The organism is Fusibacter paucivorans (assembly GCF_018390735.1).
GTDB lineage: Bacteria > Bacillota > Clostridia > Peptostreptococcales > Acidaminobacteraceae > Fusibacter > Fusibacter paucivorans.
Map to the genome: position 1 here is coordinate 1 of NZ_JAHBCL010000041.1, position 18,606 is coordinate 18,606.

Consider the following 18,606-nt stretch of genomic DNA (forward strand, 5'->3'; position numbering starts at 1 on the left):
CATGATTATTGGGCTGCAGTAACACTGCAGCCACTACACGCATTTTTTGAGGCAAGATAAGCGAGCTAGCTACGGCAAGAGTTATGAGCTAGGCAATGACAGAACTAGAAATCAGAAACACAAATGGATGTAAAACATCTCTAAAGTAGTCCTGAAATGAGTTTTGTCCCCTTACCTGAAAGGCGTTGATATAAAAAACGCGATTTTTATAAAAGTATTGACAAATATCACTTAGAAGCCCCCAATCATCCTCGTAGTCATCGGTTTGTATGGTTTCAATGAATTCAGTGTAGTAAATCCAGTTGACGAGATCATATTTATCTTTAAAATGATAATAGAAACTCTTGCGGTTTAAATCACACAAATCACAAATATGTCCTACATTGATTTTATTGAATGGCATTTTTTCCATTAATTCTTTCATTGCCGTTGCGAGCGCTTTTTTTGTGATAACGGAATCTGACATAGGTTACTTCTCCTTACTTTTATAGATAAGAGCAAGTAGTCATTAATTTGATTGAAATTGCAATATTGTCCGGTTATTTTCATTACGATTATATTATATTTTATGACAATATACAATATGCGAGGAGGAACTTAAATGGGCATTGGAATATAGCGATAAGAAGATTTACAGCTCGAGAGTACTTTCAAAGCTTTACATAGAGTATACGCCCCATCGTATAAATGCACTCATTTAGTATCCTTCTGGCAGCTGTTTCAGGTCTTATTTGACAAAGGATGCGAAGAAAGTTGATAAAATCAATACTTTAAAGGGTATAATCAGAGAAAGCATATTCTGATGCCTCATATTTCGTCATAAGAGATCAATAGGTCATGGAGGGTTGAAAATGGAAATTGGGAAAAATAAAATTCGCAATATATTCTACTTTGGCATGATCACGATTGTAATCATTTTATTGGTGGTATCAAGTGGTATATTTATTAGCGCTTTTAATGCACAAACAGAAACAAAAATAGCGCAACTTTCAGCTGGCATCTATGATATGAAAAAGATTTATGCAAAAGATGTCATCGACCGTACAATTCAGGCGATTGATATCGAAAGAGAGTGCATCATAACATCAGAAACGGAAAGAATGACACGATTAGAAAATGAGATAGCAGCGATGGCACTTGATAACGTTAGTAGTACACAGCTCTATGCGTATTTGATAAATTTTGAAGCTATCTTTCCCGGCATCAAGATGTTAATTTATGACTGAGGGGTTCAGACAATAAAGTATCAAATCAATCTAAATGTGACCTTAGAGGCATCAATAGACGAAGAAACCTTCCTCGCAATGTATAGCCCTTCAGATTTAGTGAGAATTGTAAGACATGAAAACTATTTCGTCGTCTTTTATGTGGATGACGATCAGATTGAAACGTTAGTTAAATCTGTAATGATGCACCGCATTAGAAGAGATGTATTAGTAGATAATGGGTATATTTGGATTGATCAGATTTTGAATTATGATGGTGGCGATGATTATGCAATCCGTTTAGTACATCCAAATATGCCTGAGACAGAAGGTATTTTATTATCTACGCATTATGTTGATATAAAGGGAAACCAGCCTTATTTAACTGAACTTCAAGGTATTATAAAGGACGGTGAATTATACCAAGAGTACTATTTTAAGAAAAAAGATTCATTTGAAGTTGCACATAAACTGAGCTATACAAGACTTTATAAGCCATATGACTGGGTAATCGCCACAGGCGTTTACTTAGATGATATTGATGTACTGGTATCAAATGAGACGCGTGCAATGAAGCTGACGCAAAGAGCATTTATTTTAAAAACGCTTCTGATGATCAGCGTGTGTTTAATACTTGCAAGTGCCCTCATCTATTTGTTTGAAAAACGCATCAGTCGATTAATTCAGGATTTTCAAGATGAAGTTACGCTAAAAAATGAAGAACTACAAATTGAAAAGAGTAAAATCGAAGAAATCGCGTATAAGGATTCGTTAACAGGGCTTTTAACAAGGAGGGCAATGCAAGATCATCTAGAAAGAGCGAATACAAATGCCATAGAACAAAATACCCACTATGCCATTGGCATTGGAGATATAGATTACTTTAAAAAGATCAATGATCAATATGGCCATCAAGCAGGCGATTATGTGTTGGTAGCACTGGCAAACTTATTTAACGCGCATCTTGGACCTGACTATTTAGTGGCGCGTTGGGGAGGGGAAGAATTTTTATTCTTGCTTAACAATACGCGTGCGGAAGAAGCACTCAACACTATGAATTATTTGAGAGAGTGCATTCAAACCGCTGATTTTGAATACGAAGGCCATAAAATAAGCGTACACATTTCTATTGGTGTCACAGGATCGAGTACAGAGGAAAAGACTGCGTACGCCATTCTAAATGAAGCTGACAAAAATCTTTATATAGCAAAAACGACAGGGCGCAATAAAGTAGTCGGTTGACACATGAAAAGATGTTGCAAAACAGGGGAATAAGGGCATATACGGAATACACAAGATTGGTTTAGCAGTGCGAACACGTTTTTATAAAGCAAACATAGGTTATAGGTGACATGGTGGTTAGCACTGAGATAAGATAACCTTCTTCAGCTTAAAGCATCGAAAGCATAGATGGAGTGTGTCAATGAATAAGAAAATCATTAAAATAACAAATCTTCTATTGACAATAGCGATTTTTATAGGCTTATATAGCATTAGTCTTAACAATTATTTGCTCTTTCACAGTGTTGCAGAAATTTTTAGTATTTGCATCGCTTTTTCTATTTTTATTATTACGTGGAATGCCATTCAATTTATTGAAAATAATTTTTTGATTCTCATTGGCATTGCCTATTTTTTTATTGGCTCACTGGACTTATTACACACACTTTCATATAAAGGGATGAATATTTTTAGGTCCTGTAAGATATTTTGTGTAAAGTAGAATTTCGATTATAATTCTATTAAGACAAAATGGAGGCTAACCATGGCAAAGAAAAAACGAAACCCTGCAAGTCAAGAAGTCATTAAACACCTGTTTGAAAACTACGAAATTAAAACAGCAATAGACGTTCAAGAAGCACTTAAAGATATGTTTGCAGGCACTCTTGAAGAAATGTTAACCGCTGAACTTGATGACCATTTAGGTTACGACAAACATGAACCCGTTGAAGAAAAATTAACTAATCGCCGTAATGGCACAAGTGCTAAAACTGTCCAAAGTCAACTTGGCGAACTTGACTTAAATGTTCCTAGAGATCGAGAAGCTTCTTTCAATCCAAAAATCGTTCAAAAGCATCAGAAAGACATATCTGGCATTGAAGAAAAAGTGCTTTCAATGTATGCCAAAGGGCAATCCCAACGCGATATTTCGGCAACAATACAAGATATTTATGGTTTTGATGTTAGCCACGAGACCATCTCAAAAATCACTGATAAAGTGATTCCAATGGTACAAGAATTTAGGAATCGTCCTTTAAAAAAATGCTATCCTTTCGTGTTTGTTGACGCCATGTTTGTACCTGTTAAGACTGAGTCTGGATCAGGTCAGAAGGCACTATATAACATGATAGGAATAGATGTTGAAGGCAAAAAAGATGTCCTTGGATTTTGGCTGTCTGAAGATGAAAGTAGCCGTCATTGGCTTCAAATTTTAGATGAAATCAGGCGCCGTGGCGTTGAAGATATTCTCGTAGTTTCTTTAGATGGTCTATCCGGACTTGAAGATGCTATTACAGCGGTATTTCCTAAAACGATTACACAACGCTGCATCGTTCATTTAATGCGCAACGCAACAAGATATATCCCTCGTAAAAGATGGGCAGAGTTTGCAAAAGACATTAAAACTGTCTACAAGGCAGTAAGCTTGGATGAAGCAGTTCAACTCTTTGAGACCTTCCAAGAAAAATGGTGTGATTACCAATCTGCGGTAAATGTATGGTCAAAAAATTGGCTTTCAGTAGAAAGGCTTTTTGAGTTTCCATCAGAAATCAGAAAGCTCATCTATACAACCAACACGATTGAAAGCTATCATAATCAGCTCAGAAAAGTCACTGACCGAAAAGGTACATTCCCAAGTGAAATGTCATTATATAAACTGTTGTACCTAAGAATAGAAGAAATTAAAGAATCATGGAATCGTCCAGTTCACAACTGGCCAAAGGTACTCAATCAGTTGGTCATTTTATACGACGAACGCATCACTCGGCATATGAGATTTTAGTTTACACAAATTTCTTGACAGGTCCCGCAATTGAGCAAATTAAACATGGGACAAAGTAAAAATTTTGTTAATAGGTGGTTAGATGTAACTAAATCAACTTTGTTATTTTCGAAGGGTGTAATATTTGTTGAAGGAATTAGTGAAAGTCTTACTATATCAGAGATTGCAAAATATTCTTTGGAAAAATATAATAGGAATAAATTGGGGAAGAAACTATTACCTAATACATTAGAAGAGGCTGGAGTTTCGGTGATTAATATTAGCGGAATAAACTTTAAGCACTTTTTTAAGATGTTTTGTAATATTGATGAAAGTGAAAGTGTTATAAAACTTCCAATGAGATGTTCTGGTATAACTGATAATGATCCAGAAAAAATAAAGGAAATACTTCAAGACAAAAATGGAAAAGATATTGAAAAGAAAGTTGAATATTATCCAGAGCTTAATTCGAAACCTAAGGGTAACAATTCTGCCTTAGATTTAATTCAGACTGTCAATATAAGCGGTAATACAAGACTATTTGCATCACCGTTGAAGACTTTTGAATATGATATGGCAATGATGCCAAATACAAATATTATGGCAGAAGTACTTTATAATATTTGGCCTACGAAGGGTTCGGTAAAAACAAAGCTATTGGAGATTGCCAATAAAAAAAACATATATACTAATAATGATGAGTTGAGAGAGGATGCAATTTTCGTTTTTAAACACATCGAAGACGATACTGTAGGTAAGGGAGTCTTTGCACAATATTTTGCAGATATATTAAGCAAGTCTTGGATTGAAAGGCAATTAAAGAATAAATCAGAAGAACTTAGTATTAATATACCTGAATACATTTATAAAGCAATTATTTGGGCTTGTGGTGGTGATATTAGTGAATAAGGCAGATTATGTATCGAGTATAGCTGAAATATTGTGCGGAAAAGATAAAGATATTTCTTGTGATGAGTGTTTCAAGGTAGGTAAAAGCCATATCTGTAAGAATCATAACAAATGCAGAATTTCAGAGAAAACAGAAAAACAAATGGAGTATGTATTAAGTTCTATTAATAAGTGCTTTTACTTAGAAGCATGCCCTGGAAGTGGGAAAACGGAAGTAGTAGGCATGAAAGCAGCATATGAAATTAATAATTGGAAGCAAAATAGTAGTGGAATTGCAATATTAACTTTTACAAATGAAGCAACAAATGTAATCAGTAATCGAATTAATGAGTTTTCTTCAAAGCAAAACTTATATCCTCATTATGTAGGAACTGTTAGTGCTTTCATCCATAGTTATATCGTGCAACCCTTCGCTTATAAATTAAAACAATACAATTCAAAGTCAAATGACAATTCTTTTCGTTTGATTGATAAATCTATTTCCTCTAATGTAAACCCATGGCTTAAAAATTATAAGTGTAAGATTAACTATGAGCGTATTGGTAAGAAGGCACTTTCTATTTATGGTAATCAAATATATTATGATGAAAAAAGTGATGACTACATACTTCACATAAGTAAGTTTTATGAAGTGCCTTTTGAAGAGTATTATAAATCAGAAGCATTTCAAAATAGAGTAAATCAAATCCGAAAACAAAACGGTAATAACTGGATGTATGGGTATAAGTATTGTCGACAATTAATAAAAGAGTGTAAAGATTCTTTTAATAAAGCAGGATTTGCTAATTTTGAGGATATGAATAATATTGCGTTGGAAATACTTAGAAATGATAGTAGAATTGCCACAAGATTGAGTGAAAAATTCCCTGTAATCATTGTTGATGAGTGCCAAGATTTATCATATGTTGAAATAAATACATTGGATATTCTTAGAGAATATGGCAGTAGATTACATTTTGTTGGCGATTTAAATCAAAGTGTATATGAATTTAAGAAAGTTGATCCTAATTGTGATTGTCAACGAAAAAGTGAGCCACTTGATCACGAAATTTTGAGCCACTTTGATTATAAAAAAGTGAACCATAGTGATCATGAATATTTGAGCCACTTAGTCCAAAGATTTGCTTAAGCGATACGAATCACCATTCATGTTCAGAATATGAGAATTGAATGTAACTCGATCGATTAAAGCGTTTGTAAGCAGAGTATCTGGAAAGAGATCTTCCCACTTTGAAAACTCTAGGTTAGTAGAGATAATAAGACTTCCTCTTTCAGATCGTTCTGAAATAACTTGGAACAATAATTCTGATTGGTATTTGTTGAACGATAAATATGACAACTCATCTAAGATGAGTAAATCGATTTTTGATAATTGTTTAATCAGTTTTCCTAAGCGTTGCTCTGATTCAGCTTCTATAAGTTCAGTCGCTAGGTTAGCAGCAGTTGTAAACAAGACACGCAAACCGTTCAAACAGGCTTTTAGACCTAACGCGATAGAAAGGTGTGTTTTGCCGGTGCCAGGATTACCTATGAGAATGATGTTCTCTTTCTTTTTTATGAAGTCGCAAGAAGACAGTTCAAAAATAATCGTAGGTTCAATATGTTGAAGCTTTGAAAGTTCAAATTCTTCTAATGATTTTTCAAAAGGGAATTTTGCTTGTCGCTTATATCGCAACAGTTTGTTTTGTTTACGACTCTGTGCTTCTGTTTGGAGCAGGTGCAACAAGAATTCTTCATAGGACCATTTGTTATCAATGCTATCTCGAAGTACTTGCTCATACGCTTGAAAGGCAGAAAGTTTCATTGATTTTGATAATAACTTAATCTGTTGATTGATTACTTTACTCATTATCCTGTTACCCCCTTGATTAATTTGTCATAATGTTTTAAATGTGTAGGAATAACGGTAATATCAGGTGTTTCTTTTAGCCCATTGACTTCTCTAAGATGTGCTAAAAGAAGTTTTTGACCATCTGGTCTAGCGGCATACCTCGAAAGGACTTCCTTCGGTATGTATTGCCTGACTGGTGCAGCATTGAACACAGCACGCGGTTTGGCTTCTAATAATTTAATATAGTGTTTAATATCATAATTTTTTTGATATTTGCCGAAGTGCCTCTCATGAAAAGCGATGAGGTTATTGCGATAATAGATTTCAATTTTCATGGCACTGATTTTTAGACAAACTTCTTTGCCACAGTATTTTGTCGGAACAGAGTATTTATTCGTTTGAAATGTTATTAAAGAATATGAATTCACTCTTGAGTACGAAATCTTTTCCGGTACGTAATGATAAAGCGGCAAGGGTAATAACGCAGATTTTTCTACCTCAAAGTTTTCACCGACGGTACCGATTTTCCCTTTGATTGAATGCTGTAGATATTCTATGCAATGATCCTGGAGATGAGCATTGAGTTCATCAAATGATTCTACTTTGGGCATGGGTACGAGTGCGTTTCTTCTTGCATAACCTACTAAATTTTCAACAAGTCCTTTTTCGTTACCTGATCTTGGGTTACAATAGCTTGTTGAAAACTGATAATGTGCTTTAATTTCTGTATACCGTGTATTTTCTTTGCTAACATAGGCGCCCAAACCTTCCTTGACTGCAACTTTAGCGTTGTCAAAGACGATGCGCCTTGGAACACGGCCAAAGAACTTAAATGCAGATATGTGAGCATCTAAGAAACATTCTTCATTCTCTGCAGGATAAGATTTGACGAAATAATGCCCACTAAAGCATAAGCGCATACAGAAAAATTTGAGCTTTACTCGATGACCTTTTATGTACGCATATGCAGTGCCAAAGTCTATTTGAGCTGCTTCGCCAGGGTCGAATTCAAGAGGTACAAATGCTTCTGTTGTCTTGTTCTTAAGATCACGGACAACACGCCTTATGGTGGATTCACTTCCAGTAAAGCCAAGTTCATTTTGAAGGCGCTTATGAATTCTTACGGCGGTATGTTTTTGTTTTTTATACTGGTGTGTGGCATCTTCTTCAAAACACCTTAGTATGAATCGGATAACGTCTTCTGTGATTACAGGGGCGTTACGTGGTGTGTATTCTTTGCGTTCCCAAGGAACGTGCTCACCATTGCAGTATTTAGCCACAGTATTTCGTGAGATACCAAGTTTCTTAGCGATTGCTCGTTGTGACAATCCTTCATAAACTTGTAGGTGCCGAATTTGATCATAAATTTCCATATCTATTTTCACGCCTTTCACACTCCTATACGATAATCTTTTTATTATCATACAGGAATTATTTTGAATGGCTTAAAATTTCGTGATCGTTTAATGCCTAAATGGCTCACTTTTATAGTATCAAACACATCCTAATGATATTTTTGAGTTTGTATCGAAATTCAATAGAATAAATTTAGAAAATAATTTCAGAAGTAGTGATAGAATCGTTGAATTATCTAGAAAAATAATCCCGATAGGCAAAGAGATTATTGGTCAGGAAAAAGATGTGTTTGGGGAAAAATCACTATTGTATTTGGAATATAATAATCCAAAAGATGTTGTTACTGATTATAAAAACATATTGAAAGCTTATAACATATCGTTTTGTGAAAGTAGCATAATTGTGAAGCAAAATTCTCTAAAAGATGAAATAGTAAATGTAAAGCCGGAGGAGAAACATTTATTAATTTCTGCTCTTCAATATTGGGGTCAGGGTAATTCTTATCAAAAACAGCTGGCTTTAAAGTTTGTGGGTCTGCAAGTGTCAAAATGGTTAAAAGATTCTGGCTCAGAAAGAAATTACTATTGTCCAAAAGAAATACAGTCAGTTTTTAAATGGAGAATTTTTTTAAGAGATGTATTATCCGATTTTTCGAGAGATAGTAAACTAATGAATTTTAAGAGAATAAATAAAGGATGGTATGCAGATGCAAGAAATATAATTCCGAGTATACTAATGAGAAGATTTATTCAACTAGAAGGCTACGGTATCGAGGGATTTAATCTGAATAAGATTTTTAATGGAATGTGGTATAAGGCAGTTGATACAAACAAACAAATAGAGCTATATAATGACGTTGTTTCAGAAGAGAATATTAAGACGCTAACAGTTCATGGAGCAAAAGGCTGTACTTTTGAAAGTACACTAGTAATATCAAGTAAAACGGCTAGTAGCCAATCTGGTCATTGGAAAGCTCATTGGTTAGAAGGCAATGATGAAGATAAACGTGTTGGATATGTTGCTAGTACTAGAGCAAAATATCTTTTGGTGTGGGGAATTCCTAAACTTTCAGATGAAGATAGAAACCTTATAGAAAGTATTGGCTTCATTGATGGAAAAAAGATAATAAGTCAACTGAACTCAACTAATTAAACAGTTGTCCTATTATCTTAAGAAATCACTTTTTAAATCAACCGGAATATTCAATTGATAGCCATTGGAATTCATGATCATAAGTTTTACAGCTAACATATGAACATCGGTCTTGAGAAAACAGGCAGTTTCATAAAAGTTGTATCCTTGGTCAAAATATTCTAATACATCCTTCGTTGAAAATAATAACTCGGCAGCAAATAGATTGGCTTCATACTCTGGTTTGCTTTTCATATCATATATGGCAAATTCCTGTAGAGTATGGTTTTCGGCTATATGTCTGTGGAGTTGATCATGCCCTAACTCATGGGCACAAACAATCCTTTGAAGTGGTTCATAAATCTGATCATTAATAATTATGAATCGATTGTGGCCATCTCTTTTATAAAATCCTTTAAGCTTGCCAAGATCCATAAACAAAACATCGATATTCATGTTGGCAGCTATTTCAAAAGGATTTCGTGTCTTATATTTCTTTATGAGTCTAATTGAGCGGTTAATAATGTAATCGTTCAAATCATTCCTCCCCCTTAGAGAGATTTCAAGAAATTACTCTTCCGTATCTCGATATTTTTTTGGAGTATATTTTTTGTTTTTTTCTTTTGATCGCCAGTAAATTTCAGTGATTGCCTTAAAAACTTTATCTTGATCTTCATCACTTAATTCACCTCCTGCAAAGAGCATGGCTGTTTCATTAATAAATGATTCAGCCTTTTTTTTACCCCTGTAGCCATATTTTTCAGTGGCATCGAGCAAAAAAGATTCGCTTTCTGATAATAAATAATCAGTTGAAACATCAAAAATTTTACATAGCTTTATGATGAGTTCTTTTTTTGGTTGTCTTTCATCATTTTCATAATAAGCTATAGTACGAACTGTAACGCCTAATGCTGTGGCAAGATCAGGCTGGGTCATGTTACGTTCGTTTCGGAGTAGTTTTATTTTACTTCCTAATGTCATTGTACACACCTCTTCTAATAATTTAGGTCTTCATTTAACAAGTATTGACATGAACATTTAGTTCATGTATAATGAACAGACAGAACATGCGTTCGTAGTTAAATAATAACACAGAAATGGTTGAAATGTCAATAAAATCAATAATAAGAGGTGAGGTATGTATGGGAAAGACGAAAAATGGCATTGAAAGATTAATGAACTCTTTTAAGGTCTATGATGAAATTGATGAGAAAGTGTATCACGATGCCCATCTACTACTTAACATATATTCAGATGTTTTGTGGGGCATAAAAAACAGCTACACCAATATTGTATGTGAATGTAAGGAGATATACGGTAATTCTTCTGTTGCAGTATTGGATGTTATGACAGAGTTTGGTTCAGATTTAAAGGCAAAGCTATTACATGAACAATTAGAAGATGCTGAAGCAAGTAAGGTGATCATAGATATCATCAATAGTGCATTGCTTAGACTTAAGACTTATCCTAAAAAAGGTGAGGCTTATCATAAAATTCTTAATGCTACATATTTTTCAGATAAAAAATATGAGGAACAAGATTTGTTGGACATGCTAGAGCTGTCCCGCTCTACATATTTTCGACAAAGAAAAAAAGCAATCTCCCTATTTGGCGTTATTTCATGGGGATATGTACTACCGGAATTTATCAGTAACATGAGACTAGATTGAGACAGAATTGACACTAAATTGAGACTCTTTTGGTACTGACGTGACATTGTCAATAGGGTATAATGGGTATGCTGGATGAATTAGGCATATATGACCTCTGCTTTTGTGGAGGTTTTTTTGTGCCATTTTTCAAATCAAAAATTAAATGTAGGCAAATTTTAGGCTAGAGGTCAAAGTGACTTCTGGCCTTTTTTTGCGCCCTTTTTTAGGAGGAAAAAAATGAGAGATCACAAAAGTATCTTAATTCATGGTCCATAACTTTTTATTTTGTAAAGAACATTTCATTAATTACAAAATAGGAGGTATGGAAAATGAATGAAAAAGAAGAACGGGAAAAAGCTTTAGAAAGATATTTTATTCCGGTAGATGGCAAATACTATGAAACGACAAGGGAAGTCTATGAAGTTTATTACCAGATGGACCGAAGGGAGCGGTACTTAGAAGAGCGAGACTTGAAAAAGGGGATCATTAATTTTGGTGATATCGATAATGATGATTACTCAGCTGAAGAAATAATATCTGATAAAGATACAGATATTGAAGAAGAAGTTATAAATAAAATTTTAATAAAAACAGTTCTTGAAGCAATTATGACTCTTGATGAAGAAGAGAAGTGGTTGATACAAGAGCTGTTTTTTTATGGGAAAAGTGAAGTGGTTTTATCTCAAGAAACAGGTGTCGCAAGAACTACACTTCAATCAAAAAAATATAAAGCCTTTGAAAAAATAAAAAAAATCATGAAAATTTGAAAAAAATTTCGGCAGCCCCCCCTCTTTTTTCGGCTTATAAGTGAGGAGGTTTTTTATCTCTCACGATCTTTGACAAATAGTAAAGCTAATTTTACTCATATCCAATATTTTAGGTACGTTACCTTGTGACCGAGAGGAAAGCGACATAAGCGGATGCGCCATGACGGAAATTCCAGAGCGTTAACATCCGGCTTTAAATTATCTAGTGGTCTAGATAATTCGCCATGATCCACAAGGGGAAATTTGAACGATACTTCTGCCAAGTCCTAAGTATCCTATGGATGGCAGCCTGACAGATGGTCAGGAGAATACAGCCTTTGCCTGGAAGCCAATGGCATAGGTTGCTTCTATGAGGTCAATGACTATTGACCGCCTAAAGTATTTATTAACTAAATTTTAAAAGAATCACTTAACAGTACAAACGTGTAACGAAGTTGTTATGGCTTGGTTCTAGGTTTGTGCTGTTAAGTGAAACAAACTTAACTAAAGGAGAACTGATGGATAATACACAAGAAAATTTAGATATAAAAGATATTTTAAAGAAAATAATCGGTGAAAAATGGATCACAGAAGATTCGACAGGTGTATTCATTATTAAAGACTGCATCGTAGTCCAGAGCTTTACCGGAAAGAATTACACCTATCGTGTGGTCAACTATGTGACAGGGGACCAAAAGTATTTATTTTACAAACGACAAGAACTAGCAAAGCAAGATTATGACGGTGTTATTGAGAAAATCAAAGCCTTATCTTTTTATGATATGAAACAAGCCTCAGACGGCTCTGAGATGATTGATCTTATCTTCAGGGATATCTTTCCCAAGTATGGTTTTGTTGTCAGAGAAGAGCAGGTAGAGTTATCAAAGCATATATATGAAAACATGAAAGAACGGAAGATATCCTTAAGTGACATTGCAGTCGGTCTTGGTAAAACTCACGCTTATCTAATTGCAGCTATGGTGCATAGTATTTTTGCAAGAAAGGGTCGGTTTTATAAGCAAATGCCAATTGTGATTACCACATCAAGTATTGAATTACAGCGTTCAATCATAAAAGAGTACATACCGGAGATTTCTAAAATGCTGATAGAAAATGGCATGATCTCATCACCAATCACCTGTGTACTTAGAAAGGGTAAAGAAAACTATGTTTGCGAAAATCGCTTAAAGGATTATTTTCAATCACTAGATCCCAAGCGTAAACGCTCTAGTGAATATAAAGGGCTACAAAAATTAATTCAAAGTAGAAACATTGATCTTGCTGATGCTGAAGATATCAGTGGTTATGATAAACGAAAAATCAATGTTAAAAGTAGCCAGTGTATGAAGTGCAGCAAGTTTAAAACATGTGCTTTTCAGCAGTTTATGAAAGAAGCGAGAAAAAGCACTTATCATTTTCAAATATGCAACCATAATTATTATTTGGCAGACATCTTAAAGAGAAAAGATGGTCGAAGATCATTATTACCGGATTATCAAACGGTCATTATTGATGAAGCACATAAATTAATGGATGCTGCAAATCAGATGTACGGAACAACCATTAATGAACATGAGGTGAATCACTTGATGAAGAAGATATCACCTACCTATTCTAAGAAGAAGAGCCAAAAAGAGTTAAAAAATCTGACCAGTGAGGTGATGGCGCTTAACCAAATGTTCTTTGATGCCCTAACAGAACAAATCCCAGGAACAGCATTTTTTGATGATACAGAAAAATTTCCAACAACAATCACTTTAAGAATCATGACACTTTTAAAGAAAATGGTACTTACTATTCATGAAATCAGTAAGAAGATGAGTTATACAGAAAGACAATTTCTAATTGACATTAAAGCTGTTCTGGATGGTTTGAGAGTATTTCTATTAGAAACAAATATCTATTGGATGGAAAATCCTAAAGCTAAAGGTCAACGAATGTTGGCATCCATTCCTAAAGTTATAAGCAAAGAATTAGGTGACGATCTCTGGACAGTTAAGCGGTCCATGATTTTAACATCAGGAACCTTAGCTGTGGACGGAGATTTCAGTTATATCAAGCATCAACTTGGCATGAATACTATCAGCGATTGGAAGATTAACGAACTCACCAAATCATCACCATTTCACTTTAAAAAAAATTGTATGCTTTATATGCCAAAGAAGATACCTTTTCCAAATGTTGATGATGAAGCATACATTCACGAGGTCGGACAAGAGATATCAAGGTTAATTGATGCTTCTAACGGTCATGCTTTGGTCTTATTCACATCTTATAAGCCATTGCGACTGATATTTCAGCATATCAAGGAGAAACATCCGAATCGACAATTGATAGCAATGAATCGTGGTAGAAATACAGGCATCGATGAATTTAAGGAAAGTCAAAATGCTGTTTTATTTGCAACTGGAAGCATGTGGGAAGGTGTTAACATACCAGGGGATGTATTGTCCCATTTAATTATTGTGAAGCTACCCTTTCCAATACCAGATCCAATCAGTGATTATGAAAAATCATTGTACCCAGATATGAACGAATATCTTAAATCGGTTTTGATTCCTAAAATGCTCATAAAATTACGACAAGGCGTTGGGAGATTGATACGAAGTGAAACAGACACAGGTGTTATTTCTATACTAGATGTCAGAGCCAGTGACAATGGCCGGTATCATCAAGAAGTTTTACATGCATTACCTGAATGCAGAAGGGCAGAGGGCATTAATGATATTCAAGCTTTTTTAAAAGAGAAAAAAGATAAATTGTATTTTGAATAGATGAATAATTGGAGGAAGAGACAATGGATAATAGTTTGAAATTTAGTGAACAAGTGGCAATGTTAAATCATTTAAAAAGTAAAAAGCTAATTTCAGCCATGGAGTATGACAAGATTAAGCTCTTTATTAAGAAGAAGTATAAAATCGGTATTTATGCTATGGAGTAAAGTCTTGTTTACAAATATACTTATATGGAGTACAATATAAGTATGTTTGTAACAGGAGGTGATAGTTATGAATTACCTAGAAAAAATTGAAGAATTGATTAAACAGCAAAATGGTACGATTTTAAGCGCTGATCTTGATAAATATGGGATACCACGAAAATACCTTCAAAGATTGATTAATGAAGGTAGACTAGAAAGATGTGATCGTGGGGTATATGTAGCCGTTGATGCTATTGAAGATGAAATGTTTGCTATGCAGAAAAAGTATTCGAACTTAATTTACTCCCATGAGACAGCTCTTTTTATGCATGATCTATCAGATCGAACACCATTCGAGTATTCGGCTACGGTTCCTAGTGGATATAAGGTTGTTTCAAATATTGCAGATAGATTTAAAATTTACTATGTAAAGAAGGAATTACATGAGCTTGGTGCTATATTAGTTAAAAGTTCATTCGGTAACCAGATTAGAGTTTATAATATTGAAAGAACGATTTGTGACATTATAAAAAGCAGAAGCAGAGTAGATATTCAAATCCTGAATGAAGCATTGAGACGGTACATTAAAATTAAATCATCGGACTATTCATTATTAATGGATTATGCGAAAAAACTCAACATAGAAACTGTACTTAAGAATTATTTGGAGGTGATACTGTGAGTGGAAAAGCGATGAGCTTAAAAGCAAAAATTAGAAATCTAGCTAGGAAAAAAGATATGTCAGCTCAGGTAGTGCTTCAAAACTATATGTTTGAACGATTTCTTGAGCGTCTCTCCAAGTCGGCCTATAAGGATAAGTTTATTTTAAAAGGTGGCATGTTGATTGCTGCTCTTGTGGGAATAGACAATAGAGCAACTATGGATATGGATGCAACGATTAAGAACTATCCAATCGATAATGATTCTATTACCAAAGCGATTAAAGAAATCTGTAACATTTCAATAGATGATGATGTAACTTTTACATTTAATAGTGTTGATGCCATTAGAGATGATGATGCCTATGGCGGTTATCGAGTGGGTATTGTTTCAGAATACGATACCATTATTACACCAATGCAGATCGATATTACAACTGGTGATGCCATTACACCTAAAGAAGTCTTATACCTATTCAAAATGATTTTTGAAGATGGAAATATTGGCGTGTGGGCTTACAACATAGAAACTGTCTTAGCAGAAAAAGTAGAAACCATTTTGAGAAGGGGAGAGCTAAATACAAGACCAAGAGATTTTTACGATGTTTATATTTTGACAAAAACTCAGAGTTTTGATCTTTTAATTTTTAAAGAGGCCCTTAAATCGACAGCAGCACATAGAGAAACTTCTCATATATTTAATGATATCAGTAAAAGAATCGATGAAATTGAAAACAGTGAAACCCTAAAAAAAAGATGGAGCAAGTACACTAAAGATTATAGGTATGCTGAAGATATCGAGTATAGTCATATCATAGATGCCTTAAGAGCACTGCTTTAAACAATACAAGCTGAATACAATATAGGTACAATAATACTTATTATGAACTTGATATAAGTATATTTGTAAAAAAATCGCCTTCTCAAAGTAAGTCTAATGTTGAGAAGGCTTTTTTGTTGTATCAAAAAAAATAAACGAAATATGGTCTAATATTACGAGAAATGATAAACTCGCACCACAACAAGGATAAATTAGAATTAAGGAGGTCTTTCGATGGGAAAGGTTAAAGTTATTGAAGCAAGTAAACAATCACGTAGACAACGAGGTAGCTTTATTGAAAATCAATTAAGAGTTGCAGCATATTGCCGGGTTAGTACAGATTCAGATGAACAGAAATTGAGCTATCAATCTCAAGTGCTTCATTATAAACAGTTGGTTGAAACAAAACCGGAGTGGGAACTGGTAGACATTTATGCCGATGAAGCGATATCTGGAACACAAATCAATAAACGTGTTGATTTCCAACGGATGATTAATGATGCTCTAGAAGGAAAAATAGATATGATTATTACAAAGTCAATATCCAGATTCGCTAGGAATACTTTGGATACTTTAAAATATGTACGCCTATTAAAGGAAAAGAATGTGGCTATCATGTTCGAAAAAGAAAACATTAATACATTGACCATGAATGGTGAAATGCTGTTGGTTATTTTAAGTTCTTTGGCGCAGCAAGAGAGTGAATCTATATCAGCGAATGTGACCATGGGTCTTAAAATGAAAATGAAACGTGGAGAACTGGTTGGATATAATGGCTGTTTGGGTTATGATTATGACTCAGAGACTAAAACCATTTCTATTAATGAAGAAGAAGCAGAAATTGTCCGATATATTTTCAGAAGATATGTTGAAGGTTCAGGATGTTTTGTAATAGCCAAAGAGCTTACTAATTTAGGATATAAAACAAATCGAGGAAGTTTAAAATGGCATGAGAGCACGGTTAGAGGTATTATTAAAAATGAAAAATATAAAGGTGATCTTCTTCAAGGAAAGACATTCACGGTAGATCCAATTACACATAGACGTTTAGATAATATGGGAGAAAAAGAGCAGTTTTATGTCGAGAACAATCATGAAGCCATAATATCTGATGAAATGTTCGAACGTGCTCAAGAAATACTTAGAATGCGTAGCAAAAAGCATAGTAAGAAAAATACGTCTAGAGAATATAGTAGAAAGCATGCTTTCAGTAGTATGTGTGCTTGCGGTTTTTGTGGTGGAACTTATATCCGAAGAATTTGGCACCATGGAACAGATCATGAAAAACCGGCATGGCAATGTGGAAAAGCAATTAAGCATGGCAGAAAAGAATGTGGCCATTCAAAAGGCATTCATGAAAGCTTTTTAGAAGATGCATTTGTAAATGCATATAATAAGATTCAAGAATTAAATGCTACTGACATTGAAGAATTCTTTGAAAATATCGAAGAAGCCCTTGATATAAGTGGACTTAGAGATGAAGTCAATGGACTAACATCAAAAATTAAGAAACTGGAAACTAAATCGCAGACATTATTAGATATGAGATTAGATGGTAAAATAAATGAAGTAGATTACGATAGAAAATTCAATACAATCGAAGAAGAGCTAAAATCACTAAGAGATGAAAGAAATGAAAGATACGATGCACTTCAAGGTGAAGAATCAATTACTACAAGAATTAATGAGTTTAGAAAAGTCCTTGCTGAAGATTTAGAGATTACTGAATTTGATCGTGATATTATGGACAGTTTGATTGAAAAAGTTGTCATTGGAGCAACAGATGAAGATGGAAATTCAAATCCTTATGTAATCACTTTTGTATTCAAAGCGGGGATGAAATTTAATGAAGAATTCTATGAGAAAGTTGCTAATTCATCTGGTATAATTGAATCAGGAAAAATGTCTACTTACGCAACAAACGACAAACAACTAGCGTGTACCTACGCCTCAAACAAGCCACGTGGAGACGGTAGTACTGCTGGAAAGAAAATAGATTGAGATAACCCTGAGAATTAGCTATTGGAGCTGTTCCCAGGGTTTCGTCATCTTGAGATAAAAGTTATTGTTTAGGCGTAAAGCTGTGATTTCTAGGATTGAAGGTGTATTAGGAAACAGAATTAGTGTTTTATGGGGGTAAGAGTTATGATAAATACTTGAACCTTGTAACAAAAGTGAAGCATAATACATAAAGCAAAGTTGTAAAAGTCAGGATAGTTAATTAGCATAGCTCCTAAGCTGTGTCTAAACCAAAGGAAAGCAAACTTACAAAAATTGAAAATGTAAGCAATAATTCAGAGTATTTAAAACAACTTGAGGATGAAAATTTCTTTGAAATTATGAAACAAGAGATGTATTATGGTGTGATTTATTATAGCTATGAACAAATAATACGCC

At 34.2% G+C, this 18,606-nt stretch carries 19 protein-coding genes; 14 read left to right on the forward strand and 5 right to left on the reverse strand.

All coding sequences use genetic code 11. From position 1 onward, the window contains the following. Positions 1-88: 88 nt before the first annotated feature. Complete coding sequence (locus KHM83_RS17325; RefSeq protein WP_246543174.1) at positions 89-466, reverse strand: TetR/AcrR family transcriptional regulator C-terminal domain-containing protein; 378 nt, start codon at positions 464-466, stop codon at positions 89-91. Positions 467-851: 385 nt separating this feature from the next. Between KHM83_RS17325 and KHM83_RS17330 the strand changes: the two genes are divergently transcribed. From KHM83_RS17330 to KHM83_RS17355, 6 genes are all read left to right on the forward strand, one after another. Then, entirely contained in the window at positions 852-1,226 is a 375-nt protein-coding gene (locus KHM83_RS17330; RefSeq protein WP_213238310.1) for a hypothetical protein, read from the forward strand. Between the two features lie 99 nt (positions 1,227-1,325). Then, complete coding sequence (locus KHM83_RS17335; RefSeq protein WP_213238311.1) at positions 1,326-2,447, forward strand: sensor domain-containing diguanylate cyclase; 1,122 nt, start codon at positions 1,326-1,328, stop codon at positions 2,445-2,447. A gap of 181 nt (positions 2,448-2,628) precedes the next feature. Next, a complete protein-coding gene (locus KHM83_RS20055; RefSeq protein WP_213238312.1) occupies positions 2,629-2,928 on the forward strand; it encodes an MASE3 domain-containing protein in 300 nt (99 codons plus the stop codon). A gap of 42 nt (positions 2,929-2,970) precedes the next feature. Beyond that, on the forward strand, positions 2,971-4,206 hold the full coding sequence (locus KHM83_RS17345; protein WP_246543175.1) for an IS256 family transposase: 1,236 nt from the start codon (positions 2,971-2,973) through the stop codon (positions 4,204-4,206). 45 nt (positions 4,207-4,251) lie between these two features. After that, positions 4,252-5,094: an ATP-dependent endonuclease gene (locus KHM83_RS17350; RefSeq protein WP_213238313.1), complete on the forward strand. Its 843-nt coding sequence runs from the start codon at positions 4,252-4,254 to the stop codon at positions 5,092-5,094. Continuing rightward, entirely contained in the window at positions 5,087-6,223 is a 1,137-nt protein-coding gene (locus KHM83_RS17355; RefSeq protein ID WP_213238314.1) for a UvrD-helicase domain-containing protein, read from the forward strand. Before KHM83_RS17350 ends, KHM83_RS17355 begins: the two co-directional genes overlap by 8 nt. Here KHM83_RS17355 and istB read toward each other — a convergent pair. Continuing rightward, positions 6,203-6,943, reverse strand: coding sequence for an IS21-like element helper ATPase IstB (gene istB, locus KHM83_RS17360; RefSeq protein WP_213238315.1), 741 nt, complete (start codon positions 6,941-6,943; stop codon positions 6,203-6,205). The genes KHM83_RS17355 and istB overlap by 21 nt on opposite strands. Further along, the gene (gene istA / locus KHM83_RS17365) at positions 6,943-8,310 is read right to left on the reverse strand and encodes an IS21 family transposase (RefSeq protein ID WP_213238316.1); all 1,368 of its coding nucleotides are present in this window, start codon (positions 8,308-8,310) and stop codon (positions 6,943-6,945) included. Before istA ends, istB begins: the two co-directional genes overlap by 1 nt. A gap of 256 nt (positions 8,311-8,566) precedes the next feature. Between istA and KHM83_RS19995 the strand changes: the two genes are divergently transcribed. After that, entirely contained in the window at positions 8,567-9,433 is an 867-nt protein-coding gene (locus KHM83_RS19995) for a 3'-5' exonuclease (RefSeq protein ID WP_213238317.1), read from the forward strand. A 12-nt stretch (positions 9,434-9,445) separates the two neighbouring features. Here KHM83_RS19995 and KHM83_RS17375 read toward each other — a convergent pair whose 3' ends face one another. Together KHM83_RS17375 and KHM83_RS17380 are read right to left on the reverse strand one after the other, a co-directional pair. Then, a complete protein-coding gene (locus tag KHM83_RS17375; RefSeq protein WP_213238318.1) occupies positions 9,446-9,949 on the reverse strand; it encodes an ImmA/IrrE family metallo-endopeptidase in 504 nt (167 codons plus the stop codon). A 33-nt stretch (positions 9,950-9,982) separates the two neighbouring features. Continuing rightward, entirely contained in the window at positions 9,983-10,393 is a 411-nt protein-coding gene (locus KHM83_RS17380; protein ID WP_213238319.1) for a helix-turn-helix transcriptional regulator, read from the reverse strand. 161 nt (positions 10,394-10,554) lie between these two features. On the opposite strand from KHM83_RS17380, the gene KHM83_RS17385 reads away from it, so the two are divergent. From KHM83_RS17385 to KHM83_RS17415, 7 genes are all read left to right on the forward strand, one after another. Continuing rightward, positions 10,555-11,082, forward strand: coding sequence for a hypothetical protein (locus KHM83_RS17385; protein WP_213238320.1), 528 nt, complete (start codon positions 10,555-10,557; stop codon positions 11,080-11,082). Between the two features lie 311 nt (positions 11,083-11,393). After that, entirely contained in the window at positions 11,394-11,831 is a 438-nt protein-coding gene (locus KHM83_RS17390; protein ID WP_213238321.1) for a sigma-70 RNA polymerase sigma factor region 4 domain-containing protein, read from the forward strand. A gap of 497 nt (positions 11,832-12,328) precedes the next feature. Further along, positions 12,329-14,584 carry an ATP-dependent DNA helicase gene (locus KHM83_RS17395; protein ID WP_213238322.1) on the forward strand — a complete coding sequence of 752 codons (2,256 nt, stop codon included), beginning with the start codon at positions 12,329-12,331 and terminating at the stop codon, positions 14,582-14,584. A 23-nt stretch (positions 14,585-14,607) separates the two neighbouring features. Continuing rightward, the gene (locus KHM83_RS17400) at positions 14,608-14,751 is read left to right on the forward strand and encodes a hypothetical protein (protein ID WP_213238323.1); all 144 of its coding nucleotides are present in this window, start codon (positions 14,608-14,610) and stop codon (positions 14,749-14,751) included. 67 nt (positions 14,752-14,818) lie between these two features. After that, a complete protein-coding gene (locus tag KHM83_RS17405; RefSeq protein ID WP_213238324.1) occupies positions 14,819-15,412 on the forward strand; it encodes a type IV toxin-antitoxin system AbiEi family antitoxin domain-containing protein in 594 nt (197 codons plus the stop codon). Continuing rightward, entirely contained in the window at positions 15,409-16,230 is an 822-nt protein-coding gene (locus KHM83_RS17410) for a nucleotidyl transferase AbiEii/AbiGii toxin family protein (protein ID WP_343213172.1), read from the forward strand. The genes KHM83_RS17405 and KHM83_RS17410 overlap by 4 nt, the downstream gene beginning before the upstream one ends. Positions 16,231-16,443: 213 nt before the next feature. After that, positions 16,444-18,210, forward strand: coding sequence for a recombinase family protein (locus KHM83_RS17415; protein ID WP_213238325.1), 1,767 nt, complete (start codon positions 16,444-16,446; stop codon positions 18,208-18,210). Positions 18,211-18,606: the final 396 nt, after the last annotated feature.

Excerpts from the sequence above, each read along its gene's own strand:
- KHM83_RS17330 (WP_213238310.1), top strand. The coding sequence starts at position 852 with ATGGAAATTGGGAAAAATAAAATTCGCAATATATTCTACTTTGGCATG.
- KHM83_RS17390 (WP_213238321.1), top strand. The coding sequence starts at position 11,394 with ATGAATGAAAAAGAAGAACGGGAAAAAGCTTTAGAAAGATATTTTATT.
- KHM83_RS17380 (WP_213238319.1), bottom strand. The coding sequence starts at position 10,393 with ATGACATTAGGAAGTAAAATAAAACTACTCCGAAACGAACGTAACATG.
- KHM83_RS17385 (WP_213238320.1), top strand. The coding sequence starts at position 10,555 with ATGGGAAAGACGAAAAATGGCATTGAAAGATTAATGAACTCTTTTAAG.
- KHM83_RS17400 (WP_213238323.1), top strand. The coding sequence starts at position 14,608 with ATGGATAATAGTTTGAAATTTAGTGAACAAGTGGCAATGTTAAATCAT.
- KHM83_RS17325 (WP_246543174.1), bottom strand. The coding sequence starts at position 466 with ATGTCAGATTCCGTTATCACAAAAAAAGCGCTCGCAACGGCAATGAAA.
- KHM83_RS17405 (WP_213238324.1), top strand. The coding sequence starts at position 14,819 with ATGAATTACCTAGAAAAAATTGAAGAATTGATTAAACAGCAAAATGGT.
- KHM83_RS17345 (WP_246543175.1), top strand. The coding sequence starts at position 2,971 with ATGGCAAAGAAAAAACGAAACCCTGCAAGTCAAGAAGTCATTAAACAC.
- KHM83_RS17350 (WP_213238313.1), top strand. The coding sequence starts at position 4,252 with ATGGGACAAAGTAAAAATTTTGTTAATAGGTGGTTAGATGTAACTAAA.
- KHM83_RS17415 (WP_213238325.1), top strand. The coding sequence starts at position 16,444 with ATGGGAAAGGTTAAAGTTATTGAAGCAAGTAAACAATCACGTAGACAA.
- istB (WP_213238315.1), bottom strand. The coding sequence starts at position 6,943 with ATGAGTAAAGTAATCAATCAACAGATTAAGTTATTATCAAAATCAATG.
- KHM83_RS20055 (WP_213238312.1), top strand. The coding sequence starts at position 2,629 with ATGAATAAGAAAATCATTAAAATAACAAATCTTCTATTGACAATAGCG.
- KHM83_RS17395 (WP_213238322.1), top strand. The coding sequence starts at position 12,329 with ATGGATAATACACAAGAAAATTTAGATATAAAAGATATTTTAAAGAAA.